Consider the following 24,283-nt stretch of genomic DNA (forward strand, 5'->3'; position numbering starts at 1 on the left):
TGAGCCGAGCGGCGGATTTCAACCGCAAAGTGCGGGGCCGACATAATTTGGCCCGTTTCGGATGGTGAAACCGTCCAAGAAGGTTAACACACTCCCTTAACGGAGCGTGGCGGCGAAGAAGGAACAAGTTATGCGTATTCTGGCGGTCGATGATGACCCATTCATCCGGGACCTGCTCCCCGTCGTGTTCGAACAGGCCAAGTTCCCGGATGTGACGATCGCCGAATCCGGTGCCGCTGCCCTGTCGCTGCTTGATACGTCCGACGAAGCTTTCGACTGCCTGGTCCTCGATATCCAGATGCCGAGGATGGATGGTATCACCCTGTGTTCGCATATCCGCGCTCTCAACGGCTACCGCGAGACGCCGATCATCATGCTGACCGCCAACACCGATCTCACCTCGATCGAAAAGGCCTTCGTCGCGGGGGCCAATGACTACGTGACCAAACCCTTCGACGTGAAGGAGATTTCCAACCGGGTCAGGATCGCCGAACGCCTGCTGAATGCGGCGGATGGTTTCCCGGAGCTCGACCCGACCCTGGCCGGTCCAGCGCAGGCCACGCCGGGCGCGCATGACTTCGCGCTCACCGATCCGATCCGGCTGACCAACGTGGCGCAGGTGGTTCTGCCCTTCTCGCTCGGCAATTACCTCTCGCAATTGTCCCGCAAGCATCTCGACGCCTGCCAGGTCTTTGCCGTGCGGATCGACCATCTCGAACCGCTGTTCGAAAGCACGACCACCGCCGAATTCGCCCGCGCCCTCGCCGCCTCTGCCGAGGCGATCGTGCAGGTGGTGGAATGTGCCGAAATGCTGATGGCCTATGACGGCAACGGCATTTTCATGTGCATCGCCCCGACCGACAGCCTTCCCGCCTGGCCGCAGATGGAGGACCAGATCAACGCGCTCCTCGCCGAGTCCGGGCTCGCGTTCGACGATGGCCGTGCGATGAAAATCTGTGTTTCCGCGGGCGGGCCGATGCAGCCCAACGCCAGCCGTACCCAGCGGGTCCGCAAGACCTTCGACCGGGCGCTGGCGCGGGTCTCGATGCGTCAGCGCGTCAAATACCCCGAAGCCGACAACGAGAAGAACCGCCCGCGTCTTGAGTGACGCGGGCCGCGCGGGTCAGTTGATCGGGAACTGGGTCAGGCAGCGCGCCGCATTGCGGCGGTAATCCTCCAGCGTATCCTCGATGCTGCGTCGGTCGCGCATGATCGCCAGCGCCGCCTTCTTCTGCCGCCAGCTGCCGCTGACATGACGCTCGAGGATCAGCAGGGTCACCCCGAGCATGATTTCCTTCTGCGCCTCGCCGATCATCTCGGCCTCGTAGAGCGCCACCGCGGTCAGCGCCACCGTATTGGAACAGCGCAGCGCCGCCGCCTCCTCGCCCGCATAGACGCGCTGCGTCTGCGCCGCGGCGGTGAGAGGAAGCATTGTGAGGAAGGCGAGCCCCGCAGCGCGCAGCAGCACGCTCAGAATACCTTGAACGTCATGGTCGTCAGCGACCGTTCGATCCCCTCGATATCCAACAGGTTGTCATTGATGAACACGCCGACATCCTCGCCGGTCGGGATGTAGAGCTTCATCAAGAGGTCGAAATTGCCGGAGGTTGAATAGAGCTCGGAATGGATCTCGCGCAGCGCAATTTCCTCGGCGACACGATAGGTGGTGCCGGGCTTGCAGCGGATCTGGATAAAAACGCAGGTGCTCATCGGGGGGATGCCTCTTATTCTTTGCGCTCAAGGCTGACACATGGGCATCAGCGCCGCAATCCCCGATCTGTGCAAGCTGTTAGGCTTGGCCCGGGCGCAGCCGCTGCTATAAGGGCAGCAGTTCAACCGGAGACCCTTCATGCGCAGCGCCAGCCTGACCCGCAAGACCGCCGAGACCGAAGTGCGCGTCGAGATCGACCTCGACGGCACCGGCCAGTATCAGAACCGGACCGGCGTCGGGTTTTTCGACCACATGCTCGATCAGCTCGCGCGGCATTCGCTGATCGACATCAAGATCGACGCCGAAGGCGATCTGCATATCGACGATCACCACACGGTCGAGGATGTGGGCATCACCCTCGGTCAGGCGCTGGCCCAGGCGCTCGGTGACAAGCGCGGCATCCGCCGCTACGGCAGCTGCCTGCTGGCCATGGATGACGCGCTGCTGCGCTGCGCGCTCGATCTGTCCGCCCGACCCTTCCTGGTCTGGAACGTCGCCCTGCCGACTGCGCAGATCGGCCGGTTCGACACCGAGCTGGTGCGCGAATTCTTCCAGGCGGTGAGCACCCATGGCGGCATCACCCTGCACATGGACGCGCTGCACGGGATCAACAGCCATCACATCGCCGAAGCCGCGTTCAAATCCTTCGCCCGGGCCCTGCGCGAGGCGGTCGAGCTCGACCCGCGCAAGTCCGAGGACATCCCTTCGACCAAAGGCGCGCTCTGACCCATGCTGACCGCGATCATCGATTACGAATCCGGCAATCTCCATTCCGCGCACAAGGCGTTTCAGCGCATGGCGCGAGAGAGTGACGCAGGCGAAGTGCTGGTGACGGCCGATGCCGATGTGGTGGCGCGCGCCGACCGTATCGTGCTGCCCGGAGACGGAGCCTTCCCCGCCTGCATGGCCGCCCTGCGCGGCGCCGGGGGCCTGCATGACGCGATGATCGAGGCGGTGGAGAGCCGCGGCCGCCCGTTCCTGGGGATATGCGTCGGCATGCAGCTGATGGCCGGCATGGGCCGCGAATACGAAGACACGCCGGGGCTCGGCTGGATCGGCGGCGAGGTGGTCAAGATCACCCCCGAGGACAAGCGTCTGAAGGTGCCGCATATGGGCTGGAACGATCTGGTGATCGACCATCCGCATCCGGTTTTCGAGGGGATCTCCACCGGGGATCACGCCTATTTCGTGCACAGCTATCACATGCAGGTGGCCGACCCCGCCGAGCGGCTCGCGCATGTCGAATACGGCGGTCCGGTCACGGCGATCATCGGCACCGGCACCATGCTCGGGATGCAGTTCCACCCCGAGAAGAGCCAGAGTACCGGATTGAAGCTGATCGCAAATTTCCTGAAATGGGCACCCTGACCGGCCCCCGTTCCCAGGGCGATATGGGCACGCGGCCCTAGCGCAGCCTGGTCCAGATCACGTCCTTGCAGCCATTGTCATCGCATTGCTGCAGGCGCAGCGCATTGCCCTCGACACTCAGGCGCGCGTCCAGCGTCCGGTTGCGATCCCGCTCCCAGAGCTTGCCGCGATAGACACCGTCCGAAGCAGGCTTCATGTCCCAGATGATCTTGCGCCCCACCGCAGAGGAGCGTTTGTCATAGCCGCGCCTGTCCTTGGCGCGTTCCACCGTACCGCAGAGCGCGGCCCCGCAGGGCTTGGTGCGCACATGCACGACCAAGCCGTTGCGATCCGGTGTCGATTTCCAGACACCATGCGCCATGGCCTCCTGCGCTGTTGCCGAAATGGGCAGCGCCGTGATGAAGGCGAGTCCGATCAATATCCTCAACAAATGCATCCGCACCACTCCCCCAAGCGATACAAACGCGCCCTTGCGCGGGCCGGGTCCAGCCACCGACAGGACGCAGGCCATGATACACCCGCGCCCCGATTCGTTCAAATTATGGGCTGTTCAGCCGCGTTTCCGCCTTATTTGACGCGGCGCCAGCCCTGTTTGGAGCAGATCAGCCCGCCCGCGACGCAGCCCGACAATTTCAGGCTGTCCCCGCTGACCTGCATCTTGCCGATATAGATCTTGTCGTTGGACGGTCGCCAGACCTTGCCGGCATATTTGCCCGCGCCCTGCGGCGCCATGCCGATCACCAGCTGCTTGCCGATATTGGGCGAGGCATATTCACCGGTGGCGTTGAAGGTCCGGGCGATGACACCGCAGATGGCGGTGCCGCAGGGCTGCATCGTGACATGGGCATAGGCACCGTCATCCGGCTCGGTCTGCCAGGTGCCGAGCGCCGGATCGCCCGCCATTGCCGCAGTGCCGAGCCCGATGCCGGTGATCAGGGCCGCCAAGAACATTCTCATACTCATTCCTCCCGTTGAACGCCCCATCCTCGCCGCAAGCGGCGCCTTCGGGCAAGCCGGACCTCGCGTCGCGTTGCAAAATGCGTTCCAGCATGCATAAAGCCTGCAAGCGCCCGGCAAGGCGCTCCACCCGGCGCTGTCCAATGCATGAAAAGGCAGGAACGATGATTCTCTATCCCGCGATCGACCTTAAGGACGGACAGGCCGTGCGCCTCGTGCATGGCGACATGGACCGTTCCACCGTGTTCAACGACGACCCGGCGGCACAGGCGCAGGAATTCGTCGCCGCGGGTTGCGAATGGCTGCATCTAGTGGATCTCAACGGCGCCTTCGCGGGCAGCCCGGTGAACGCCGCCCCGGTAGAGGCGATCCTGAAATCCTGCAAGGTGCCCGCCCAGCTCGGCGGCGGCATCCGCGACATGCAGACGATCGAGACCTGGCTCGACAAGGGCCTGGCCCGGGTGATCCTCGGTACCGTCGCGGTGGAAAACCCGGATCTGGTCCGCGAAGCGGCCCGCGCCTTCCCCGGTCAGGTCGCGGTCGGCATCGACGCGCGCAATGGCTTCGTCGCCACCAAGGGCTGGGCCACCGAAACCAACGTTCAGGCAGGTGACCTGGCCAGATCCTTCGAGGATGCCGGGGTCGCGGCGATCATCTATACCGACATCAACCGCGACGGCGCCATGGGCGGGCCCAATATCGAGGCGACCGCGGCGCTGGCCAGGGCCGTCTCCATCCCGGTGATCGCCTCGGGCGGCGTCTCCTCGCTCGACGATCTGATTGCCCTGGGCGACACCGGCGTGATCGAGGGCGCGATCTCGGGCCGCGCGCTCTATGACGGCGCCATCGACCTCGCCGCGGCGCTCACCGCCCTGCGCGGCTGAGCCTGCCGCTTGCCCCGCCCGACCCGGCCCGCTAGAGATCAGTCATGCTGAAAACCCGCATCATCCCCTGTCTCGACGTGGCCGACGGGCGCGTGGTCAAGGGCGTCAATTTCGTCGGCCTGCGCGATGCCGGAGATCCGGTCGATGCCGCCATCGCCTATGACGCGGCCGGTGCCGACGAGCTCTGCTTTCTCGACATTCATGCCACCCATGAAAACCGCGGCACGATGTTCGACCTGGTCACCCGCACGGCCGAACATTGCTACATCCCGCTGACCGTCGGCGGCGGCGTACGCAGCAGCGCCGATGTGCGCGCCCTGCTGCTCGCGGGTGCTGACAAGGTCAGCTTCAATTCCGCCGCCGTGGCCAGCCCGGATGTGGTGGCCGAGGCCGCCGATCATTTCGGCAGCCAATGCATCGTGGTGGCCATCGATGCCAAGACCGTCGCGCCGGGCCGCTGGGAGATATTCACCCATGGCGGGCGCAAACCCACCGGCATCGACGCGGTCGAATTCGCCCGCCTGGTCACCGAGAAGGGCGCCGGGGAGATCCTGCTCACCTCGATGGACCGTGACGGCACCAAATCGGGCTTCAACCTGCCGCTGACCCGCGCCATCTCGGACGCCGTGAGCGTGCCGGTGATCGCCTCGGGCGGCGTCGGCAATCTCGATCACCTCGTGGAAGGCGTCACCGAAGGCGGCGCCTCGGCGGTGCTGGCCGCCTCGATCTTCCATTTCGGCGAATACACGATTCACGAGGCCAAGCAGCATATGGCGCAGGCCGGTATCCCGATGAGGCTGACATGACACTCGACGACCTCGCCAAGCTGATCGACACTCGCAAATCCGCCGACCCGGACAGCAGCTGGACCGCACAGCTGCTCGCCAAGGGCCCGGAGAAATGTGCCGAAAAATTCGGCGAAGAAGCGATCGAGGCGATCATCGAAGCAGTCAAGGGAGACCCCGTCGGCCTGACGTCGGAGGCCGCTGACGTGCTGTACCACCTGCTGGTCATGCTCGCGGCCCGCGACGTGCCGCTGCAGGACGTGCTCGACGAACTGGCCCGCCGCCAGCAGCAATCCGGCCTCGCCGAAAAGGCCGCCCGCCGCTGATCCGCTTCCCTGGGTCAGAAAGACCTTCGGGGGGAGACTGCCGTAGGCACGCGGGGGGCAGACAGCCCCCTTCTCACAGCTTGCTGGAAATCACCCCGGTCGCGAACCCGCCCATGCGCAGTTCACCGAACAGCCGCTGATACTCGATCTTCGGACAACGGTTCTGGATCACCGTCACCCCACGCGCCTCGGCCAGCGCCGCCGCCTGTGCATGTTCCACGCCGATCTGCATCCAGATCACCCGCAGCTCGGGAAAGGCCGCCAGAGCGTCCTCGACCACCTCCGGCACTGCTTCGGATCGGCGGAAGATGTCGACCATATCGACCCCGCCGTCGATCTCGCTCAAGGAGGCAACGACCGGCACGCCAAACAGGTTCTGCCCGGCATGGGCCGAGTTGACCGGCAAGACCTCGAATCCCTTCAGCTTCAGATAGCGCGCCACGAAATAGCTTGGCCGCATCGGATTGGCCGACACCCCGACGACGGCGATGCGGCGGGTCTCGCGGAGGATTTTTGTCAACAGCGTATCGGAATAGGTCATGCCGCCAACATAGCCCCGCCGCGCCGCATAAAAAAGCGCCCCGGTGGGAAAACCACGGGGGCGCAGAGGTACGGAACGAGGGACAGTAAGGTGGCATCGAAGCGTTCCGGGCTCCGTGCCATGCCTATGAGTTAGTCAATGCGCGGCGGATTCAAAGGGGGATTGGACGATTCAGCGTCAATCGCGATGATCTGCGCAAGAAACTGCCGATTTTACCGTCACTTGGCCGGTGCCGCTAATCCAGAATATCCTCGACCACGTCAAAGGCTTCCTCCGCCAGATGCCGCAGCCAGGACTTTCGCTTCTTCGGCTTGCGCTTGGACGGTTTGACCTGCCTGACCTTTTGTCTCTGCTGGGGCGCCTGGGGAATCGTTGCGGCGACCCGTTTCGGCGCGGCAGGCTTTTGCGGCGCGCGCGGCAGCATCTTCAGCTGGCGCAACGGCGCCCCGCAGCTCGTGCAGGACAGCTCGTGCCGCCCCTTGTTGAGCGTCAGCAGGGTCCTCGCGCCGCAATAGCAGCAGGTCGCGATCTTGCTCGGATGCGCCATGCCTTCCCTTTCAGCCGTGTTCACGGCTCGCATATAGGGCGATCGCCGCGGCATTTGAGACGTTGAGCGAACCGAATCCGCCGCTTGCGTCAATTCGTACCAGCGCATCGACGGTCTCCCGAGTCTTCTCGCGCAGTCCCGGCCCCTCGGCCCCGAGCACCAGCGCCACCGGCCGGTCGCGCCGTCCCGCGACGGCACTCTCGATACTGGCCTCGGCCTCGCCATCCAGCCCGAGCACCAGATAGCCCATCTCCTGCAACGCTCTGATTGCGTCGGCGAGGTTGCGCACGCGCAGATAGGGCTGGCGTTCCAGCGCGCCCGAGGCGGTCTTGGCCAGCGCGCCGGTCTCCGGCGCTGAATGATGCCGCGTGCCGATCACCGCGCTGGCGCCCAGCACTTCCGCCGAGCGCAGGATCGCGCCCACGTTATGCGGATCGGTCACCCGGTCGAGCAGCAGCACCCGCGGTGCGTGATCCCCGATACAGACATCCTCAAGCCGCCCCCAGTCGAGCGGCCTGACCTCCAGCACCGCACCCTGATGCACCGAGCCCGGATCGATCGGCGGGCGAAACTTGCGCGGGTCCACCACCTCGGGGGCGATCCCGGCGCCAGCGATCGCTTCTTCCAGCTTGGCCTGGGCATTCGGCGTGACCATCAGGCGCAGCTTCTCGCGCCGGGGATTGTTCAGCGCGTCGCGCACCGCATGCAGCCCGAACAGCCAGATCGTGGCATTGGCCTCGGCCTTCTTGTCCTGCTCCTTCTGCACCACCCATTTCGGTTTTTTCATGTTTTTGCCTTTGCTTGTGATTTGCCTGCCGATAGGTGGAATTTCGCCTTGACGGCTCTCAGGGTCGCTTGTAATCACGCCCCCACGTTCAGCGCAATGCGAAGGACGAAAGTGGGCGACAGGCCGCAAGGTGTGGCAGGGGACTGTAACTCCCTCGCGGAGACGCACGCCTGGTTCGATTCCAGGGTCGCCCACCACTACCCCTAAAGCTTTGAAAGCATGGAGTAGTGGTGGTATCATATCGGTATTGCTCAACCGGTTTCGATACAAATTAGGCACATTTCGATACAATGGCTCCCCAGGAAAAGGTTCGATACCTCAAGATCGACCGCGGACGATTCTTCTATCAGAGACGGGTTCCGCAGAAACTTCACGACTTGCTTGACCAAAAAATTTGGCAGAGGCCTTGTGGCGACGTGTCCTACTCTAAGGCAATCCAAATGGTTGTGACTTGGGCTGAAGAGCATGATGAATTTATTGCCCAAATGACTTCTTTAGAAGCTAGGCAAGACTACGTAAGAAAACAGAAGCTTAAGAGCCAGGAAGCATTTGTGAGTGCCTCGGAAACTGAGCTTCCGGGAACTCCTATGTATGCCCTCCCTCTATCATTCGAAGACCTGCGGCCTACCGAAGGCAATGATGTGGCCCCAGATTGGCGATGGGCGAAATTATCCCTTCGGGAGTTGGACGCTGAACGAGACGGAGATCGGCCGACACAGCTCATGCGTACCCAGCTGCTTGCGCGCATCTACAAAGAGACGGCCTCCGATGAACCATCCATTCCGATAGAGTTCCCGCCCTTTCGAGCCCTCAAAGATATCTTGCACCAATATCGCGACCACCCCAACATCGACAGCGTGTCACTTAGCCAGAAGCTCCCTGACCCAATAGGCACAGAAGAATATGTCGAAGGTATGCGCGAAATCTACAAGACTGCCTTCGGTAAAGATTCCCCTGCTCCGCCAACTGATCCTGATCAGCGGGATGAATACGATGTTATGAAACTGAAACTAGAAAGAAAAATTTCGGAGCACACTCCAGACCCCCACACACTCACCGCAGTCTCACAGGCATACTTTAGGTTTAACAGTATCAAACCCGCTACACGAGCGAAGTACACGAGAGACATCGGCCGACTGGTTGCCCTGGTGGGCGACATACCAGTCAAAAGGGTCGAAACAGCGCATCTGAAGCAGCTTAGAGACGAGCTAGCGCCAACGATGAAGGCGGCCTCACTGCATGCCGTATTCACCCCCATAAAAGGCCTTCTCAAGTATGCTGGACAAGAAGAACTATTAGACTTTGACCCTAGTTCAGCGGTTGCGCTTCCTCGCGATAAAAGACCAATCGAAGAACGCAAATGGAAGAAGTTCGACCCAGACGAGGCTCTCAGAATTGACAAGGCAATCACTGAGTTCTGGGGAAGGCGCCTACCAGGGCTATCTGATCAACGGAGAGAAGCCCTGCGCCAGGTCGTTCGTGCACTCATGTTCACTGGCATGCGGCCAATCGAGGTACTCAGGCTACAGCCTGCCGATGTAACTTCTGAACTAATCCGGATAACTAGCAGCAAGTCTGAAAGCTCGACCCGCGTCATCCCCTTACATCCTGAGCTAAAGAGCTTTCCAAAATGGATAAATGAAGGCGGCTTAGCTACCTTCAATACTATCAGGTCGGACAGCGTAGGCGCAGTTCGCCATAATTTTAGCCGCCTGATTCGAACAAAAATGTCGCCGCCGATCTTAGACAATCGTAAGGCCCTATACTCCCTTAGAACCACTTTTGTAAATGCTATGAGGAGAGCTGGAGCGGACATTCAAATGCAACGTGCGATACTTGGACATAAAGAAGCCGGAGCCATAAGACACTACGATGATGGACCAGAATTTATGGCGAAATATGAACTCGTGTGTGCGACTGACCCCCGCCGTCACGATAACTGAAATGAATAATACCACCCTGAGGCAAACGAAAGATTCATCCGCTGGGTTTCTATCTAATCAGTCCCACTGACGTTTCTGACTGGCGTGACGTGTAAAGCTAAGAAGGTGGGAGGGTACCGCTCCGTCCTATCTGAAGTTCCTGACTGTCGGGGCCTGGCATTTCGAGGTAGCTATGCTGATCGCTTCTAACTGCTGCAGTGCACTATAGTTTTCAGCTAACGCCTTCTTATAGAAGAAAGTACTGCGGCCATTGTAGGCACGCGCCACGCTAATTAAAGATCGACCTTCCACCTGCTGGACGAATTTGCAACATATCCTTAGGTTGTGCTCAGCGGATAAAGATAGCTTTAGCGCCATAAGCTGACTGGCGTTTTCCAGCGTGGCGTAATGCCGAATAGATACTTGGGATATACCAATGCTGACGTGACCTGCGTCTCGACCTAACAAGATTAGAACCGTTGCGTAAAGATATTCTGCGAGGCGGTGCGGCAAACTCCTGAAACTCATCTCAGTAGCCGTAACGGCTGCTGCCATCATACGCACTTCGTGAGGAAAGCGAGTTTGCTTTTCGACCAGATGATAGAGCTGCTGAATTCTTCTAATCTTCACTACTGTAAGTTCCCTTTACGGGTTGACCAGTGCCCTTTGTAAGGCGCCACGGGAGAAGAAAGCCGATAATACCGACAAAAAGAATTCCGACACCAATATCATAAAGAAAGAAATCTAGTAAATCATTGGCGATCAGGGCCACCCCACCAGAGGCATCACGTTCAGCAATCCACTTTAAGCCACGATCGTAGAAGGTGAGAATAGCGATGAGATATAGAATATAGATTCCGCCAATATACATGGGCGGGATAATATCGGTAACCCGATGGTGCCAACGTAGATCGTATAGAGACATCCCCAGCATCACTACTTTTACTACTGCCAAAGTGATGAAGAACTGAGCTTGTTGTTCTAACGTCAAGAAGTAGTAGCTAAACATCGCTGCAACGAAAGGGCTAATGGCCATCGTTAACGCTAAAGAGAGAACGGATACCCAAATAATCCTAAGCCGAGCGTTGTCAATCTCCGTCTCGCTAAACCCTCCACCCAAGACACCGAATGTATCTTCGTCAAAGTACCTTGCATATAGTTCATCCGAATAGCCGTAGGGAAAGAAGGCAAAGTAGATTGGCACGTAAAGTTTACGCGTAATACGCCGATAAATGATAGGAAGATCAAACAATAAGTAAGCGAGTAAGCATGGCACAACAGCATACTCAAAACTCCAGATTTGACTAATTAAATCCCGCATCAGATGTACCCCGCAAATTAAACTCCATACTCAGGTTAAATACCTAAAATATCATCAATTGATTTTTCTTTCGTTTGCCGCTCTTTTTCCAGCGAGACGATCATGTCGCGAGCACAGCGGTAGTACTCGTTGACTAATTTTCTATTACGCTTAAGATTATCAGAAAGTGCAGAGACTATCTTGGGGCGAAATTTTTTTGTCTCAGTTGTCGGGAACTTCAACTCACCCGAGTTGCGTACACTCAGTTTGTGGCCCCCGCCCACAAAGCTTAGTTTAATCCTCAGCGAAGCTCCGTCTAATTGAGAAAGAATGCCATCTTTAGAAACGGCCTTAACGCTTTGAAATACTGAATGTAATGCCAAGTCAGCTGGGTCTAGAAGATTAGTATCACGGACCCGTCCGCATAAGGATATAACTTGCAATGCTTCCCGTCTCTCATCATCTATTTCAACCCTGATGTCAGTTACGAGCAAGTCTCCCTTAAGATGCCTGCATTCAGCGGTTATAGAACTACATATCCATGGGTTTTCTTGCCGCATTCCCCCCTTCACGTCGTTAAGAAAGTCAACGTCTCTGATCCAGTCAAACCTTTCCGAGAAGTACTTGTCGAAAACCAGTTCTGGGTGGAGCTCATAGCACATTGCAAAAACGGTATCGCGAAGTCGTTTAGCAAAAACTTTAAGGAATTCGCTAGCTTTGCCTGACACAACCTGCATAGCACATTCTGCCGCAAAATATTCTTGGAAGGACCTGTGAACAAAGAGGTACTTCAGCCCGTCCTTTTGCAATAGGTTCGCAGACTCGCAGACATCATTGATTACGTCATCTAGGTTAGCTTCTATTCCATGGTAATCTAATGACTTTTGCATATACCTTCTGAACGTTTCATCATCAAATTCAAAAGCTTGATCGTAATATGAAACTAGACAAAATGTCGAAAATACCCTGCGGAACTCGTCCACTGAGAGTGACCTATCACGTTCAAACGAGTCTTTTGTCGCATCATGCCAGGTAAGCAAAGTCTGGAATGCGCTTTTGTAAAACTCGGTGAGTTTACTAGGGATCGTGGCGTTCTCGTTGAAGGTCATCAACATCATACACGCAAGCAGCGGGCTTGATAAAAAGCTTTTGTGCTGACGGTAGAAGTCTTCCTTTAAAGTTTCCAGGAACTTTTTCTTGACCTTCCGGTCGAAGGGAATTTTCTCGATCAACTCTCGAACATCTTCAAGGGAGAGTGGTGAAACCGAATATATTTCAAACTCACCCCAAGATGAGAACCGGTCATCTTCGCGCCCGGATATCAGGAAACAACATTTTCTATACTTTTCTGATATCGAGATAAGTTGTCGCTCTACTGTCTTTCGGCTTTCCCTGTTTACTTCATCGAAGCCATCAAATATGAACTCAAACTTGCCCGCCTCGCAGAGCTTTTCAAAAACCCCCTTCCCGAAAGACATGTCTGACTGCAGTTCGTTTCTGCAGAAAGCCAATATGTCTATGCTCTTCAGATCGTTAAGTCGTCTTAACTCTACAAAGATGGGTATGCGCCCTTCAGGTTGCTGGAAGCGGGAAAGCCAAAGGTGTTTGAGAAAAATGGTTTTCCCTGAGCCACCATTTCCTTTCACGACTACACGCTGACCGGCAGCGAATTTAGCAGTCAACTGAACGTCTGTAAGCACCTCCGCGCCTTGGCTGAACCTTGTCTTTACGTAGACTTCATCCAGCGGCATCGGTTTGTTCTTTGAGTACAGAGTTCGGACAAGACTGCTTCTTCCATAAACTAGCTTGCAGTACGCTGAAAAATTCTCAAAGAACTGAGCTCGTTTAACTGTTACAAACTGCGATATCGGCCCGTAGAGCCCGGACAATGAATCTTTGATCAATTGGGTCGCTACTTGCGCGGCGATTTCTGCATTTTCTTCGTTCAAGTTATTGCTCGCATCGTAAAATGAAGTTTCGTGCAACACTATGCTCCGCGGGAGCATAGTGTGCAACACTCCATCTAAGCGTGCACTGTCGTGCTCCATTTCGTCGTCGGTTTATGTCTCCGCCCCCACAGGCCCCGAAGCGCTATGAGGATGTTAGTAAAACCTCATTTTCCTTTTGAAGGAGATAGGGGTTGAAGCGCCTAGCGCATCAACCCCTATCAACGCGAACTCGCATTCCCGCCTCAAACCGCCGCATCGCATAGTTCGCTCTGTCCCCTGGGCTATACCCTGACGGACAGACCCAAACGATCACCCATCCCCGTCCGCAGGAGTTGGTTTAATTCAATGGACATGTTACCTTATGGACATCACCTCAAGGGACGATTCTTTATATGTATCAAACCGTTTTATACGCGAGAGTGTCTACCGCCGGTCAAACTGCCGAACATCAGTTTTCGCACGCAGAGAAAGCTGGTTTCGCGATTGACCGTGTTATCACAGATGATGGCGTTAGTGGAATTTCCATACCCTTCCGCCAGAGGCCTGGGGCCAAACGGCTCTTCGACATTCTGCGAGCCGGGGACGTACTTGTGGTGCGTTGGGTAGACCGACTTGGTCGGGATTATGACGATGTAACCACAACCATACGCTCACTCATGCGAAAGGGAGTCGTTATCCGAACCGTTATCAATGACTTCACATTTGACGGCTCGACCACGGACCCGGTACTGAAAGCTATTAGGGATGCACTCATTGCTTTCATGGCAGCTACAGCCCAGGCCCAGGCGGAAGCAACCAAGGAAACTCAGAAAGCCGGTATCCTTCATGCTAAGACGGACAAAACTAAGTACCGGGGAAAGAGGCCAAGCTTCGACCGGGCAACTCTCACTCAGGCAGAGGACCTGTTGGCTCTAGGAACTCAATCCATTAGCGCAATCTCCCGACAATGTGGCCTTTCACGGCAGACAGTTCTAAGGATCCGTGACGACCCCGCACACGCGCACGCCGTTGTCGCGAAGTGGGAAGAATAAAACGCTCCACAGGTTCATTGCCAAACTGTTGCGCGGCCGACGAGAGATCCCACTGCGGATACATCGCCATGACTGTCGATCGCGCCCTGGTTGACCTTAGGTGGCACCAGCCATCGAGAACCGCATTTATGACTGGGCAAGGCTTGCACAGCACACACTTTACTGCAAAGCTCTCCTAAATAATTTAGCGGAAAATAGTATGACAATTGAAGATTCTACAGATTCCAACCAGGTAGTGCACACGGAATCAATACAGCAGCTTGCAGCCAGCCTCATTGCAGCTCCGACAGATCACCTTAAAGCTGAGAAGTTTTTGAATAGCCTACAGGACGCCAAAGGCATATTTCGAGCTCAAGAAGACGATATCTTTGACTTCAAACGTGAGTTCCCTCATTCCTTCACCGATTCATATTTTGCCGCGATCTGTAGGCTCATTTTTGGGTTTCACAATACTTTTGGAGGCATAGTTGTCCTAGGCGTAGACGACGAGAAACGAACTGCAGGGCATAACAAAAAAATTGTAAACATTGAACGGCTCAATACAAGACTCCGAGAGCTGTCAGGTCAATCAATCAACGTAAGACACCTGCACCTAGAGGATGAAGATGAAGAGCGCGACGACAGCACCTCGGTGGACCTTTTAGTTGTACCTAAACGACCAACCTCGCAACCACCGATCGTTCTACTTTCTAAGATCGACAAGTACCCAGAGGGAACTCTTTGGCTAAGACGCGGCCATGAAGTACTAGAAGCTGGTAGCGGCGAGACCAGTTTTCTCTTTGGTCCTAGGAACATAGACCAATCTGAAAGCTTCGAAAGAATTGAAGGCTATTTACCCTCACGCCCGTCGAGAGTAAATAAGTTTGTCGGGCGAATTGACGTTTTATCTAAGCTTTTGTCTTGGATATCGTCAGAAGACGAACCGCGTAAATTTCTTTGGGGAAGAGGCGGTTGCGGGAAAAGCACGGTGGCGTTCGAATTTGCTTCACTGGTTAGGGCGCATGGGAAAAGTCTCCAAACTGCAGACGGGAATATTTTTGACAGAGTCATTTACCTGACCGCAAAGGAAAAGGAACTAAATACTACTGCGGTTAAAATTCAGGATACCGAATTCAGAGATTTTTCGAACTTTGATGAACTGCTAAAGGCCATCTTGATCGCATCAGACTATTCAGAGGAAGAAGACTACAGTCCACTTTCTCGAGAAGAACTTACGGCTCGCGTCAAAGAGCTCTTCACCTATGAAAGCATTCTAATCGTTATAGACGATATCGATACTTTAACGACGAAAGGTGAAGACGCTGGCTTTGATCGTCTTTTCAGGCTCTCGTTGCAGTCCTCTAATACCGTTCGACTACTGTACACCCAACGAAACCAACCAATCTCGTCCGAAAATGCAATTGAGGTGACTGGCTTTCAACGAGAAGAGAACTATAGAGAGTTTGTCGAAAGTTGCTGTGCGCAGTTTAAGGTTCCGCTCCCGGATGAAAAATATTTCAAAAACGGCTTGAAGACGTCAACAGAGTGCATTCCGCTCATTATCGAGACTATCGTTGGCCTACGCAAGACCTGTGGCAGCTACGAGAAAGCGAACCAAATCTTTTTAGAGAGACGAGGCGCGGAAGCGAGACGTTACCTTTTTGAAAGAGAGTATGAAGCGCTACACCGAGACAATAACGCGCGGCATGTGCTTGCAACCATCGCAGAGTTCGGCCGCCCGGCAAGCAATGACGAGATTGGGGCCATCATCCGAATAGGGGGTGACCTAATATCTGAGTCTATTGGGGAAGTTATTGATTTCTTCTTATCGACCACTATTTCCGAAGAAGGCGAGACTAAGTATTTCGTCAATCCAGTAACTCGAAACTTCCTTAAAGACAAAACAAACCGCCTGGACTTTGGCGCGGCAATTGTTGAGGCGGTTCGTAGCTTTAGGACCTCTGGGCGAAAAAAACCGAATGAAGTGGTTATTCTAGAAAGTAAAGTAGATAGAGCGCTTTCGCGATCAGATTTGGCAGAAGCAAAGAGCTTGGTTAGTGGCAGCTTCCCACCAAAGGTTTCAGAAAACGCTTCTTTCCGGATGCTTAGAGCTCGGGTATTCGCGAAGTGCTTTCCCCAACTAGTCGCCGAAGCTCGAGATGATTTCCGATTTTGCATTGATCACGGTCATGAGAACGCAGCGGGGATGCGCGACTGGTTTACACTAGAGCGGAAAAGTACATCACTCAAAACCCAAGAGGAAATTTGCAATTTCGTCATTTCTGGAAAGGGATACGCAGACACAGTTAAACACGAATTTATAGCGAGAAAAGCAACTGTCCAATACTTCCTAGGAAAGGACATGGGGCCTGGATCGACGGACGCCCTACCACTTCTCTCAGAGGCGTTGAAGCTGCACACCCAAGCATACAACTTTTTCTACGCACAAGGCGCACAGACGATCGAGAATTTCCGTTACGTAAGAAGTACTGCATTTTCCTTCCTCAACCTGAGCATTTCATTGAATATGGAGAAAGAGTTCCTAAGAGTGATAAAGTCCATACAAAAGCAGGAAGGCTTTCTACCAGAGCCCCTTCTAGACCCCCTGGTTGAATTTTCCGAGTTCGTACACCAAGGCTTAGTGGGAAAAGGTGATATTGCTCGTAGGCGCGAGGGGCTATTTCGCTCTATCAAATCAGATGCAGCGAGCGGCAGTCTGCGTTTTGAACGAAAAGAGTTGTCCCGAAAATTCGAAGCTAAAATACTTCGTCTTTCATCCTGAAAGGGGTCGCCAGCGACAGCATCAGGTCGTCACGCTCTCTCGATCAGAAGCGCAAAAAATAGGTGCGACTCGTATTAGAAAAGATCCTGCCTTTCCCGCCCGAACTCATTCTCTGTGCAGGAACTGAATGAGCGAGCGTTCTCTTTACTGATATCCGAACGCTTCCATCATCTGGTGCTCCGCGTATACGCATGCAGCCTCTATCCGACTCCCAAATGCGTCACGAAAGGCGCCAGATAGATACAACCTGAGCTCTACTCTCGCATTATCAACTTCTTGAAAGGTTAGAAACTGATAGGCGCAAACGGCATGATACTCGATCGCAGTTTGATCAATCGACCAAGGCACCGCTCTACCTTCGGCTAGCCGCGACATGCTCTCATCCATTGATCTTGGCATGGGCAAACGCTCGTCAATCCACTGCTTCAATGCGCGTTCATCAAGCGCTGCCATTTCGTCTAAACCTCCATCAACCGTTTGCAGACAATGTATGCCGCGCGAGACTCTAGAAATCCCCATAGTGTGCTCGCCCCGAGGTCCCCGCCCATATCCCCCCATCTCTCACTCCTGATGATATAGTGAAAGAGCTCTCTCAACTCCCGTAGAGACAAATTTTCACTGACTTCCGGCTCTTGGCAAAGGAAGTGGAACAGCTTTGAGCCTTCAATGCCATCCAAATCACTGCAAACGAAGCCACACACATATCCCGCCGACAAGAAAAGCCTCCACTCCGACCAATCTACTGGTCGCCCACGCTGTCCAACAGCATTGTACTTTACAAGCAGCCAGGATAGCGCTTCTCCCATATGCGCAACTTGCTCTCTGTTGAGTTTGACGTTGATACTCGTTGTTAGATTGTTAGGGTGAATGTCTGGATCAACGGAGAGCGCTGCTCTCGATTTTTTCATTTGTTCCTCAACTGCGCATTTGGAAAATTTTCTAGATACTCTTATAGCCTCACTTATCTGCAAGTGAATGAAAGAAAAATATCATACTTTCAAAAAGTTATCAGATTCTTCAAAATTTACAGGTTTTATAAAAATTTACAGGTTTTATAAATGACACCTTCGGTGTTTCCATGCTGCGCATGTAATTAATTTAAATCGATTTATTGATATTGCAATTTTACAGCATCAATATAATAATTTATATTATTCTCATGAATAAGTATTTCATATTCTAAAAATTTTAATAGTTGAAAATTATTTTCAATGAAGTTTGGACACACTTCACCTTCCGCAAGGTGAGGTGTGTTTCGTCTCTTCAATGACGTCTCGGTACACAGTTAATCAAAGAAACCTGTATTTCAACAGGAAAGGGCGGTCAGCCGGTCGCCTTTTACTCTTCACTTCTTCTGGCGGTTACTCCTGAATGCTGATCAACTGGCAGGACAGGAGTAGGAGAGTTGCAGTGCAGCAGCGCCCTCGTCGCAGTAGAAATTTTTATTCAGCCAGTCTACCTTTGCTGATCGTCTAAATGAAACTGGCCAGATAAGTGATCCATGGCAAGTATCAATTTCGGGCCCTAACTGCACTCCGCCCCTAGCATTCAATCAAGTCTGCCAGTCGCTCCTCAGGTTTAGCTCCTATTGTGGCCGCCCGAAGCACCGAATAGCTTCAGTCGTTACGCTTATTTAGTAAAATAAAATCACGAATTTGCCGCTTGTAACAATAAACTAGGTATTATCACTCGATTGTGATAATTGTTACATCTTAGGGCCCTTAACGCCTTCAAGGCGGTATTAAAAAAATTTGGTTCACTGCCTTTGATTAACAACGTGGAGCTCTGGAACGTTTGGGCGTTATCACATGACTAGGCATCGAAGTCGTGCAGATCGATCAGGATCTGCACTCTCCCCCTATCACATCCCTGCGACTGGCATCAGTTCATCAGGTTAATTTCGATACATTTTCGACGAGTTTCGATACAAACCGATGATACCGTCCCCAGTCAAGCGTTTAACTATCTGTTAATAAGATAGTTTAAATGCACCACGAACGCACGCCTGGTTCGATTCCAGGGTCGCCCACCACTTTCCCTTGATCATCGAAGATATCAGCTCCGATCCGGGCGGCTGTTTCTGTTCGAGACTACGGCTGTCCTTCCAAAGACCGGCCCGGCCCCACTATCGCCTGATCACAGGCGCCACATTGGAACGGCAGCCGGGAACAACCCCGCAGCCGCCCGTTAGTATCTGAGCAACATCAGATACTTGCGAGGGACCTCCGCATCGCGCGAAACAATCTGTTTCGCAGATACAATTGTGGCAAGAAGCTGTTACGGATGGGGGCCGGATATTGCCGATATTGTCATCACCTCGGATCAAATGCCGCGGCAAGGCACCGTTTTGATCCGTCTGCCCGGCGACAAGACGGATTCTCCTGGATGGTTTCCGGTTCGCTGCTGAGCCTGTGCCACCGCCGCATGGCGCTGTCGGTAGCGTGACCAAGACCCGGTCGCGATGTGTTCTAGTAACGATTGACCCTGGGGGGCGTGATGAACAGCCCCGGATCGCCAGCGATCTCGCCCCTTCAACCGTTGAAGGCTCCTCGGCGCGACGGCTGCAATTGATCGAACAGCAATTGCTGTCGCGGGGCACCCTTTACGAGATGATCGACAAGCTTGGACGCCTTGCCAATGCCACGGCGCTGCGGTGCGACGAGAAGGTACAGCTGCTGCGCCAATCGGTTTCGATCAGTGGTGTCGCCGCGCCGCGCGAAGGCTATGGCGATGACGGCACGATTTCCGTGCTGACCATCACCTCCCGGTCGTCTCGATCCCCGAAGTGGAACCCCATAGCAGGGCGCGTCGCCGCGGCTGAGCACGGTCATCCCGTACCGATCGGCGCCATCGTCACGATCGCCTCCCCAATGCAGCGCCAGCACCCCGGCCGCCGCGCCAAGCAGCGCGAAGATCAGGTCATGCATCGGATCCCAGACGCCATGTGCGCGGGCCAGCCAGACCAGCACCAGATGCGCCAGCAACAGCAACAGCGCCAGCCCCAGCCCGAGCAAGGCTCCGAAAAGCCTGCCGAGCAGCAGCAGACCGACCTGCTGGCAGGCAGGACCGGGCGGCGGATTAGAGGAAGAAGCGGCGCGAATCCCCGGCCGCCAGCGCGACCTGATCATAGGTCATACCGATCACCTGCGAAATCCGGGCCACCGCGAGCAGCACGAGGATCGCGCCGCTGGTGGCGTAGCGGAGCCATAAAGCAGCGCGACCAGCGCCGGTCCGGCGAACGCCATCACGGCCAGCAGACAGACCACCGCCCCCGTCAGACCGTAGCGCATCCGTATCAGCCGCGCATCGCCGCCGCCGCGTTCGCGGTAGATCGGGATCATCACCCGCCCGTTCAAATTCAGCCCCAGCATCAGCGGAAAGCTGGCGAGGAAATAGCCGATATTTTAGATCTGCCGATGGTGGTGATGGAGGCGATGGCGGCGGCCCGCCCGGTAATCGCCACCCAGATCGCCGGCATCCCTGGCTTGGAGCGCCCCGACGAGACCGGCTGGCTGGTCCCGGCCGGGGACGAGGCGGCGCTCAGCGCGGCGCTGCAAGAGCTGAAGACGACGCCGCTTGCAACGCTCACCGCCATGGGACAGGCCGGACGCGCGCGTGTCCTGAAGCGCCATGACGCGGCGGTCGAGGCCGCGCGGCTGGCGGCGCAAATCGCCGCGCCCTAGCGTCCCCGCACCCAGCGGTTCGAACTGCGCAGCACCGGCAGGTGGATCGCGGCGCGCACCGCGGCGAAGACCAGTGCCGCGCGCGGATCGCGCAGGGCGCGGCGCCAGATCGGCCGTGTCCGGTCCTTGATATCATCATTGGCCAGCAATTCAGGATAGCGCGCCTCGATCTCCGCCACCCCCACATCCTGCCGCCGCCGCACCCGCACCAGCGGCGCGAAACCTTCGATCATCGGCCAGTCATAGCCCGCCGCGACACGATGGCGTTCCTCGGGGCGAAAATGCAGCCGCGCAAAGGTATCGTCGGAGATGATATCGGGCCATTCCCCCCAGCGCGCGCGCCCTGCCCGGTTCATCGCGAAGATCCCGAAACCCTGCACGCCGTGGGTCATGAAGGGTGTGGTCTGCCAGAACCGCGTGTAATGACGCGTCACCCAATTTCCTGCCGTGGTGACATTGGCGCTGCCGCTGGCATAGCGCGGCACCTGCGTATCAAGCACCCTCGCCAGCGCACCGATCAGCGCCGGTGAGACCTGCACATCAGCGTCGAGATAGATCAGCACCGCGCATCGCGCCTCCGCCTCACCGCGGTTCCAGGCCCGGAGCTTGTTGCCCTCGGCAAGCTCCAGCACCCGCAACTTCCAGCCTCTTGCGGCGAAGGCCGCCGCATGCGCGCGCGCCACCGACGCCGTGTCATCGCAACAGCCATTGGCGATCACGATCACCTCGATCGCCCCCGCCAGCGGCTCCGAATGCAACAGCGCGTCGAGACATCCGGGCAGGTAGCGCGCCTCGTCATGGGCCGGGATCAGGATCGAGACATCATGCGTCATTGCGCCTCCAGAAGCGCATTCCAGCGCGCATTGCTGTCATCGAGATGCCGCAGCGCCCCCCAGCTGCCCCATTTCGTCGGGGCATGGACATCGGCATAGGCGGCGAACAGGCCGCCACGCAGCGCCTGCCAATGATCGAGCAATTCGCCATGGCGAGCGCTGCGCTGCCACAGGGCGCCGCCGAAGCTCAGCGCGGCCAGCGCCGCGAGGGCGAAACGACAGGTGACGGATGGCATGGTGAAAGGCTCCCTTTTGGCCGCAGATTGGCCAATCGTGACGGCGGTGACAAGGTGGCGACCGGCATGGCCGAACCGCCCGTGCAACTGCGTTCTGGCCGCGAAGATTCCGGCTGGCTGGCATAACAGGGCGACAAAGCGCTGATTGGCGATGTCGAGGCACAGATCGAGGTGATCGAAACCGAAGAGCGCCCCGCTCAGCATGTATTGCGCATTGTAGGCGGCCTCCTCGGCACTGAAGATCACCCGCGCGAGACGCGGCGCGTCGGGCCCGGCGATCCGGCGCTGTTCCGCGCCGCTGCAGATTGTCCCGATCAGCTGGGCGTCGAGCGGTTCGTCCGGCTCAATATCCACCCCGATCGCCGCGAACCTGCCGAGGCGCGCCACTGCTGCCCCGACGAAGACATGGTCATGGGCGATGGAGCCGATCATGCCCGCGGGCCAGCATGGCGCACGGTCATCTTCAGCATCAGCGCGACCATTGCCGTGTCGCCCCGGTCTTCGAGATAGGCAGCGAGCCCCTCGATCCCGATCCGCTCGCGCCCTTCGAAATCGAAGAGCTCGTCCATGTCCACATAAAGACACCAGCGGTTTTGCCCGAAGGTCCGCGCCGGATATTGCCGGATCGATCGTCATACTACGCCAAAGGCCCGGGGGCTCGGTCGATCACGGCGCCTTCCTGCGTCTTGATCTTCGCGATCGTGTCATCTTGTGAGCCATTATCCACGCACACGAAATGCCACACGCCCATGACGCGGTAATAGCGATAGAAGGCGTCAAGATAATAGCTGCCGTCCCGCACAAGAGCGATCAGCACCACCTCCCCCGGCCCGACATCGAGCCGACGCGGCCCGTGCAGATGCCGCAACGACGCCCTGAAGCCTATCCGGCGCCGGATAGGCGCCAGCCTGCAGCCAATTCGAACGATCATCGTGCCCAGACACCATTCACCACATTGCACCGGTGATATGCCAGCCGGTTCGGCAAATCCACGGTGATGCTTAAAGGTGCTTCAAGGTGTGCGGCCCGGCCCGGTGTCGCGGCAGGTTTCTCCGGCGCGCAGCCCCGGGTGATAGAAGGTCTGACGCGCGCGTCCGGCATGTTTGGATGCGTAGAGCGCCACATCCACGTCGGAGAGCAATTGCTCCGCCGAGCGGCGCTGCTGTTCCTTGATCCGCACCGTGCCGATGCTGGCGGAGATCCGGCAGATCGCGGCATTATAGGCGATCGGTTCCTCGAGCCGGACGATGATCCGCTGCCCGACGGATCGCAGGATCGCATCGCTGCGGACATCCGGCAGGATCACCACGAATTCGTCGCCCCCGACCCGCGCCACCGTGTCGCTTTCGCGGGTCTCCTCGACCATGATCCGGGCCACCTGCTGCAGCACGTGATCCCCGGCGCCATGCCCGTAGGTGTCGTTCACCGCCTTGAAGTAATCGAGATCGATCTGCATTACCGCGAAGGGGAGATTGCCCGTTACCAGCCGCCCGAGCACATGGTTCATCGCGCGGCGGTTCTTCAGCCCGGTCAACGTGTCGGTAAAGGCCTGTTCCTCGGCCGCGATCTTGGCGCCCTGCAGCCGCTGATTGAGCCGCCGCGACGCCTCCATCGCGGCGGATTTCGCCTCCACCAGATAAAGCATCTCGATCGCGAGGTCGGTCGGGGCGAAATCTGCATTGGTCAGCGCGTAGTCGCGCACCCCCTCCAGAATCGAAATACCGAAAGAGAGATTGACGATCATCGCCCCGGGCTCGCCTTCCGCCCCCAGCGGCACCAGCACGCCCTTTAGCTCGGTGCGCGGTGCATCGCGCAATTGCAGATGCAGCTTGAGATCGCAGGCCCGGCGCAGATCCGCCATGCAGCCGATGCCGCGCGGCCGCTTGACCGCGAAGAGCTCGAGAAAACGCTCGCCGCGCATCACCCGGTCGGGCCGCAGTTTCTGGATGGTCGGACCGGCGTGGGTGATATGGCCACTTGGCGAGATCGACAGATGCATCGGGCAGAGCACGTCGAGCAGGGCGGGCGTCGCGCCGCCGCTCATCCTGCCCGGGCCCCCAGATCGAAGGCGCGCCCCGTCGAATAGGACGATTCGACGAGAGTGACGGCGATCGTTTCCACACCCTGCGCGCCGCCACGGTGTTCAAGCAGCGCCAACGCGCCGTAATCATCGGCCATGACCCGCAAGACCCCCATCATCACATGACCGTAGCCCGCAACCGGTGCGCTGCAGATCAGGCTGTAATGCCCCGGTGCCTGTTCGCGCAGCTCGACCGCGGGCAGGTCGAAATCCGGCACCGCAAGGCGCGCGCGATCCGGCAGATCGTCGAGCGAATGCAGGAAATCCTCGAAGGTCACGCCGCCGAACCGCAGCAATCGGCGCACCGCCTCGACCCTGGGATGGGAGGCGAGATAGGTGCCGATATCCTCCATCACCTCGGCGCGCTGTCGCCCCAGCAACGCGGCCAGGGCATCGAGCAGGCGCGGCGTCAGCGCATCGTCATAGGTCAGCATCGCCTCGAATTCGCTGAAATCGAGCCCGGCCCGCGCCGCCGCTTCCGACCAGAACGCCGTGCCGTGATTGTCGCAGACATAGCTTTGTATGCTGCGGTTGATTAACCCGTGCATGTCATCTCACTCCCGAAATCCCCGGACATGTTGG

At 56.9% G+C, this 24,283-nt stretch carries 28 protein-coding genes, 1 tRNA gene and 1 pseudogene; 11 read left to right on the forward strand and 19 right to left on the reverse strand.

What is annotated here, in order from left to right; all coding sequences use genetic code 11:
- Positions 1–130 precede the first annotated feature (130 nt).
- Positions 131–1,108 carry a response regulator gene (locus tag ACFSUD_RS05135; protein WP_386372114.1) on the forward strand — a complete coding sequence of 326 codons (978 nt, stop codon included), beginning with the start codon at positions 131–133 and terminating at the stop codon, positions 1,106–1,108.
- Between the two features lie 15 nt (positions 1,109–1,123).
- Here the strand turns inward: ACFSUD_RS05135 and ACFSUD_RS05140 are convergent, their stop codons facing one another.
- Positions 1,124–1,468, reverse strand: coding sequence for a hypothetical protein (locus ACFSUD_RS05140; protein WP_386372116.1), 345 nt, complete (start codon positions 1,466–1,468; stop codon positions 1,124–1,126).
- 2 nt (positions 1,469–1,470) lie between these two features.
- On the reverse strand, positions 1,471–1,710 hold the full coding sequence (locus ACFSUD_RS05145) for an Lrp/AsnC ligand binding domain-containing protein (protein WP_386372118.1): 240 nt from the start codon (positions 1,708–1,710) through the stop codon (positions 1,471–1,473).
- A gap of 139 nt (positions 1,711–1,849) precedes the next feature.
- On the opposite strand from ACFSUD_RS05145, the gene hisB reads away from it, so the two are divergent.
- Positions 1,850–2,437 carry an imidazoleglycerol-phosphate dehydratase HisB gene (hisB, locus tag ACFSUD_RS05150; RefSeq protein WP_386372119.1) on the forward strand — a complete coding sequence of 196 codons (588 nt, stop codon included), beginning with the start codon at positions 1,850–1,852 and terminating at the stop codon, positions 2,435–2,437.
- A gap of 3 nt (positions 2,438–2,440) precedes the next feature.
- Positions 2,441–3,079, forward strand: a complete 639-nt coding sequence (hisH, locus tag ACFSUD_RS05155; RefSeq protein WP_386372121.1) for an imidazole glycerol phosphate synthase subunit HisH — start codon at positions 2,441–2,443, stop codon at positions 3,077–3,079.
- A gap of 37 nt (positions 3,080–3,116) precedes the next feature.
- On the opposite strand, the gene ACFSUD_RS05160 is transcribed toward hisH, so the two are convergent.
- Positions 3,117–3,515 carry a DUF2147 domain-containing protein gene (locus ACFSUD_RS05160; RefSeq protein WP_386372123.1) on the reverse strand — a complete coding sequence of 133 codons (399 nt, stop codon included), beginning with the start codon at positions 3,513–3,515 and terminating at the stop codon, positions 3,117–3,119.
- 131 nt (positions 3,516–3,646) lie between these two features.
- Positions 3,647–4,036, reverse strand: coding sequence for a DUF2147 domain-containing protein (locus tag ACFSUD_RS05165; RefSeq protein WP_386372124.1), 390 nt, complete (start codon positions 4,034–4,036; stop codon positions 3,647–3,649).
- A 164-nt stretch (positions 4,037–4,200) separates the two neighbouring features.
- On the opposite strand from ACFSUD_RS05165, the gene hisA reads away from it, so the two are divergent.
- From hisA to ACFSUD_RS05180, 3 genes are read left to right on the forward strand one after another with little or no spacing between them, the layout of a single operon-like run.
- Positions 4,201–4,920: a 1-(5-phosphoribosyl)-5-[(5-phosphoribosylamino)methylideneamino]imidazole-4-carboxamide isomerase gene (gene hisA / locus ACFSUD_RS05170; protein WP_386372126.1), complete on the forward strand. Its 720-nt coding sequence runs from the start codon at positions 4,201–4,203 to the stop codon at positions 4,918–4,920.
- Between the two features lie 44 nt (positions 4,921–4,964).
- Positions 4,965–5,726, forward strand: a complete 762-nt coding sequence (hisF, locus tag ACFSUD_RS05175) for an imidazole glycerol phosphate synthase subunit HisF (protein WP_386372128.1) — start codon at positions 4,965–4,967, stop codon at positions 5,724–5,726.
- On the forward strand, positions 5,723–6,031 hold the full coding sequence (locus ACFSUD_RS05180; RefSeq protein WP_386372130.1) for a phosphoribosyl-ATP diphosphatase: 309 nt from the start codon (positions 5,723–5,725) through the stop codon (positions 6,029–6,031). The genes hisF and ACFSUD_RS05180 overlap by 4 nt, the downstream gene beginning before the upstream one ends.
- A gap of 73 nt (positions 6,032–6,104) precedes the next feature.
- Here the strand turns inward: ACFSUD_RS05180 and ACFSUD_RS05185 are convergent, their stop codons facing one another.
- The 3 genes from ACFSUD_RS05185 to rlmB all read right to left on the reverse strand — a co-directional run bounded on the left by ACFSUD_RS05185 (position 6,105) and on the right by rlmB (position 7,906).
- Positions 6,105–6,572 carry a CoA-binding protein gene (locus ACFSUD_RS05185; protein WP_386372132.1) on the reverse strand — a complete coding sequence of 156 codons (468 nt, stop codon included), beginning with the start codon at positions 6,570–6,572 and terminating at the stop codon, positions 6,105–6,107.
- Between the two features lie 235 nt (positions 6,573–6,807).
- Positions 6,808–7,119 carry a hypothetical protein gene (locus ACFSUD_RS05190; RefSeq protein WP_386372134.1) on the reverse strand — a complete coding sequence of 104 codons (312 nt, stop codon included), beginning with the start codon at positions 7,117–7,119 and terminating at the stop codon, positions 6,808–6,810.
- A gap of 10 nt (positions 7,120–7,129) precedes the next feature.
- The gene (gene rlmB, locus ACFSUD_RS05195; protein ID WP_386372136.1) at positions 7,130–7,906 is read right to left on the reverse strand and encodes a 23S rRNA (guanosine(2251)-2'-O)-methyltransferase RlmB; all 777 of its coding nucleotides are present in this window, start codon (positions 7,904–7,906) and stop codon (positions 7,130–7,132) included.
- A 113-nt stretch (positions 7,907–8,019) separates the two neighbouring features.
- Between rlmB and ACFSUD_RS05200 the strand changes: the two genes are divergently transcribed.
- Together ACFSUD_RS05200 and ACFSUD_RS05205 are read left to right on the forward strand one after the other, a co-directional pair.
- Positions 8,020–8,103 (forward strand) — tRNA-Tyr (locus ACFSUD_RS05200).
- A gap of 243 nt (positions 8,104–8,346) precedes the next feature.
- Entirely contained in the window at positions 8,347–9,849 is a 1,503-nt protein-coding gene (locus ACFSUD_RS05205; RefSeq protein ID WP_386372138.1) for a tyrosine-type recombinase/integrase, read from the forward strand.
- A gap of 126 nt (positions 9,850–9,975) precedes the next feature.
- On the opposite strand, the gene ACFSUD_RS05210 is transcribed toward ACFSUD_RS05205, so the two are convergent.
- Genes ACFSUD_RS05210 through ACFSUD_RS05220 form a run of 3 tightly spaced genes read right to left on the reverse strand, consistent with a single transcriptional unit; the run spans position 9,976 to position 12,879 of the window.
- Entirely contained in the window at positions 9,976–10,458 is a 483-nt protein-coding gene (locus ACFSUD_RS05210) for a hypothetical protein (protein WP_386372140.1), read from the reverse strand.
- Entirely contained in the window at positions 10,448–11,149 is a 702-nt protein-coding gene (locus ACFSUD_RS05215; protein ID WP_386372142.1) for a hypothetical protein, read from the reverse strand. Before ACFSUD_RS05215 ends, ACFSUD_RS05210 begins: the two co-directional genes overlap by 11 nt.
- 35 nt (positions 11,150–11,184) lie before the next feature.
- Positions 11,185–12,879, reverse strand: coding sequence for an NACHT domain-containing protein (locus tag ACFSUD_RS05220; RefSeq protein WP_386372144.1), 1,695 nt, complete (start codon positions 12,877–12,879; stop codon positions 11,185–11,187).
- Positions 12,880–13,469: 590 nt separating this feature from the next.
- On the opposite strand from ACFSUD_RS05220, the gene ACFSUD_RS05225 reads away from it, so the two are divergent.
- Both ACFSUD_RS05225 and ACFSUD_RS05230 read left to right on the forward strand, forming a co-directional pair.
- Positions 13,470–14,108, forward strand: a complete 639-nt coding sequence (locus ACFSUD_RS05225) for a recombinase family protein (protein WP_386372145.1) — start codon at positions 13,470–13,472, stop codon at positions 14,106–14,108.
- A 100-nt stretch (positions 14,109–14,208) separates the two neighbouring features.
- Positions 14,209–16,869, forward strand: coding sequence for an AlbA family DNA-binding domain-containing protein (locus ACFSUD_RS05230; RefSeq protein WP_386372147.1), 2,661 nt, complete (start codon positions 14,209–14,211; stop codon positions 16,867–16,869).
- A 144-nt stretch (positions 16,870–17,013) separates the two neighbouring features.
- On the opposite strand, the gene ACFSUD_RS05235 is transcribed toward ACFSUD_RS05230, so the two are convergent.
- The 3 genes from ACFSUD_RS05235 to ACFSUD_RS05245 form a co-directional block, all read right to left on the reverse strand.
- Positions 17,014–17,322 carry a hypothetical protein gene (locus tag ACFSUD_RS05235; protein WP_386372149.1) on the reverse strand — a complete coding sequence of 103 codons (309 nt, stop codon included), beginning with the start codon at positions 17,320–17,322 and terminating at the stop codon, positions 17,014–17,016.
- Positions 17,323–19,400: 2,078 nt separating this feature from the next.
- Entirely contained in the window at positions 19,401–19,997 is a 597-nt protein-coding gene (locus ACFSUD_RS05240) for a hypothetical protein (RefSeq protein ID WP_386372607.1), read from the reverse strand.
- A gap of 12 nt (positions 19,998–20,009) precedes the next feature.
- Positions 20,010–20,240 (reverse strand): hypothetical protein, encoded by a 231-nt coding sequence (locus ACFSUD_RS05245; RefSeq protein ID WP_386372609.1) that lies wholly within the window; start codon positions 20,238–20,240, stop codon positions 20,010–20,012.
- Between the two features lie 39 nt (positions 20,241–20,279).
- Between ACFSUD_RS05245 and ACFSUD_RS05250 the strand changes: the two are divergent.
- Positions 20,280–20,552 (forward strand): annotated as a pseudogene (locus ACFSUD_RS05250) (glycosyltransferase); the annotation flags it as partial.
- Here ACFSUD_RS05250 and ACFSUD_RS05255 read toward each other — a convergent pair.
- The 6 genes from ACFSUD_RS05255 to ACFSUD_RS05280 form a co-directional block, all read right to left on the reverse strand.
- The gene (locus tag ACFSUD_RS05255; RefSeq protein WP_386372151.1) at positions 20,549–21,385 is read right to left on the reverse strand and encodes a glycosyltransferase family 2 protein; all 837 of its coding nucleotides are present in this window, start codon (positions 21,383–21,385) and stop codon (positions 20,549–20,551) included. The pseudogene ACFSUD_RS05250 and the gene ACFSUD_RS05255 sit on opposite strands and share 4 nt — an antisense overlap.
- Positions 21,382–22,053: a 4'-phosphopantetheinyl transferase family protein gene (locus ACFSUD_RS05260; RefSeq protein ID WP_386372153.1), complete on the reverse strand. Its 672-nt coding sequence runs from the start codon at positions 22,051–22,053 to the stop codon at positions 21,382–21,384. The genes ACFSUD_RS05255 and ACFSUD_RS05260 overlap by 4 nt, the downstream gene beginning before the upstream one ends.
- The gene (locus tag ACFSUD_RS05265; RefSeq protein WP_386372155.1) at positions 22,050–22,190 is read right to left on the reverse strand and encodes a hypothetical protein; all 141 of its coding nucleotides are present in this window, start codon (positions 22,188–22,190) and stop codon (positions 22,050–22,052) included. The genes ACFSUD_RS05260 and ACFSUD_RS05265 overlap by 4 nt, the downstream gene beginning before the upstream one ends.
- 68 nt (positions 22,191–22,258) lie before the next feature.
- Complete coding sequence (locus ACFSUD_RS05270) at positions 22,259–22,489, reverse strand: glycosyltransferase family 2 protein (protein ID WP_386372157.1); 231 nt, start codon at positions 22,487–22,489, stop codon at positions 22,259–22,261.
- A gap of 144 nt (positions 22,490–22,633) precedes the next feature.
- A complete protein-coding gene (locus tag ACFSUD_RS05275; RefSeq protein WP_386372159.1) occupies positions 22,634–23,665 on the reverse strand; it encodes a GGDEF domain-containing protein in 1,032 nt (343 codons plus the stop codon).
- Positions 23,662–24,249 carry a heme NO-binding domain-containing protein gene (locus ACFSUD_RS05280; protein ID WP_386372161.1) on the reverse strand — a complete coding sequence of 196 codons (588 nt, stop codon included), beginning with the start codon at positions 24,247–24,249 and terminating at the stop codon, positions 23,662–23,664. Before ACFSUD_RS05280 ends, ACFSUD_RS05275 begins: the two co-directional genes overlap by 4 nt.
- Positions 24,250–24,283: the final 34 nt, after the last annotated feature.

The sequence above is a fragment of the Sulfitobacter aestuarii genome (genome assembly GCF_042685005.1).
Lineage (GTDB): Bacteria > Pseudomonadota > Alphaproteobacteria > Rhodobacterales > Rhodobacteraceae > Sulfitobacter > Sulfitobacter aestuarii.

Bases quoted from the DNA above. Each gene is read 5' to 3' on its own strand.
- ACFSUD_RS05235 (WP_386372149.1), bottom strand. From the start codon at position 17,322: ATGGCAGCGCTTGATGAACGCGCATTGAAGCAGTGGATTGACGAGCGT.
- hisH (WP_386372121.1), top strand. From the start codon at position 2,441: ATGCTGACCGCGATCATCGATTACGAATCCGGCAATCTCCATTCCGCG.
- rlmB (WP_386372136.1), bottom strand. From the start codon at position 7,906: ATGAAAAAACCGAAATGGGTGGTGCAGAAGGAGCAGGACAAGAAGGCC.
- ACFSUD_RS05165 (WP_386372124.1), bottom strand. From the start codon at position 4,036: ATGAGAATGTTCTTGGCGGCCCTGATCACCGGCATCGGGCTCGGCACT.
- ACFSUD_RS05275 (WP_386372159.1), bottom strand. From the start codon at position 23,665: ATGAGCGGCGGCGCGACGCCCGCCCTGCTCGACGTGCTCTGCCCGATG.
- ACFSUD_RS05205 (WP_386372138.1), top strand. From the start codon at position 8,347: ATGGTTGTGACTTGGGCTGAAGAGCATGATGAATTTATTGCCCAAATG.
- ACFSUD_RS05245 (WP_386372609.1), bottom strand. From the start codon at position 20,240: ATGCTGGGGCTGAATTTGAACGGGCGGGTGATGATCCCGATCTACCGC.
- ACFSUD_RS05240 (WP_386372607.1), bottom strand. From the start codon at position 19,997: ATGATCAGGTCGCGCTGGCGGCCGGGGATTCGCGCCGCTTCTTCCTCT.
- ACFSUD_RS05225 (WP_386372145.1), top strand. From the start codon at position 13,470: ATGTATCAAACCGTTTTATACGCGAGAGTGTCTACCGCCGGTCAAACT.
- ACFSUD_RS05180 (WP_386372130.1), top strand. From the start codon at position 5,723: ATGACACTCGACGACCTCGCCAAGCTGATCGACACTCGCAAATCCGCC.
- ACFSUD_RS05265 (WP_386372155.1), bottom strand. From the start codon at position 22,190: ATGGACGAGCTCTTCGATTTCGAAGGGCGCGAGCGGATCGGGATCGAG.
- ACFSUD_RS05255 (WP_386372151.1), bottom strand. From the start codon at position 21,385: ATGACGCATGATGTCTCGATCCTGATCCCGGCCCATGACGAGGCGCGC.
- hisF (WP_386372128.1), top strand. From the start codon at position 4,965: ATGCTGAAAACCCGCATCATCCCCTGTCTCGACGTGGCCGACGGGCGC.
- ACFSUD_RS05135 (WP_386372114.1), top strand. From the start codon at position 131: ATGCGTATTCTGGCGGTCGATGATGACCCATTCATCCGGGACCTGCTC.
- ACFSUD_RS05280 (WP_386372161.1), bottom strand. From the start codon at position 24,249: ATGCACGGGTTAATCAACCGCAGCATACAAAGCTATGTCTGCGACAAT.
- ACFSUD_RS05145 (WP_386372118.1), bottom strand. From the start codon at position 1,710: ATGAGCACCTGCGTTTTTATCCAGATCCGCTGCAAGCCCGGCACCACC.
- ACFSUD_RS05160 (WP_386372123.1), bottom strand. From the start codon at position 3,515: ATGCATTTGTTGAGGATATTGATCGGACTCGCCTTCATCACGGCGCTG.
- ACFSUD_RS05185 (WP_386372132.1), bottom strand. From the start codon at position 6,572: ATGACCTATTCCGATACGCTGTTGACAAAAATCCTCCGCGAGACCCGC.
- ACFSUD_RS05215 (WP_386372142.1), bottom strand. From the start codon at position 11,149: ATGCGGGATTTAATTAGTCAAATCTGGAGTTTTGAGTATGCTGTTGTG.
- hisA (WP_386372126.1), top strand. From the start codon at position 4,201: ATGATTCTCTATCCCGCGATCGACCTTAAGGACGGACAGGCCGTGCGC.
- ACFSUD_RS05190 (WP_386372134.1), bottom strand. From the start codon at position 7,119: ATGGCGCATCCGAGCAAGATCGCGACCTGCTGCTATTGCGGCGCGAGG.
- ACFSUD_RS05220 (WP_386372144.1), bottom strand. From the start codon at position 12,879: ATGCCGCTGGATGAAGTCTACGTAAAGACAAGGTTCAGCCAAGGCGCG.
- ACFSUD_RS05260 (WP_386372153.1), bottom strand. From the start codon at position 22,053: ATGATCGGCTCCATCGCCCATGACCATGTCTTCGTCGGGGCAGCAGTG.
- hisB (WP_386372119.1), top strand. From the start codon at position 1,850: ATGCGCAGCGCCAGCCTGACCCGCAAGACCGCCGAGACCGAAGTGCGC.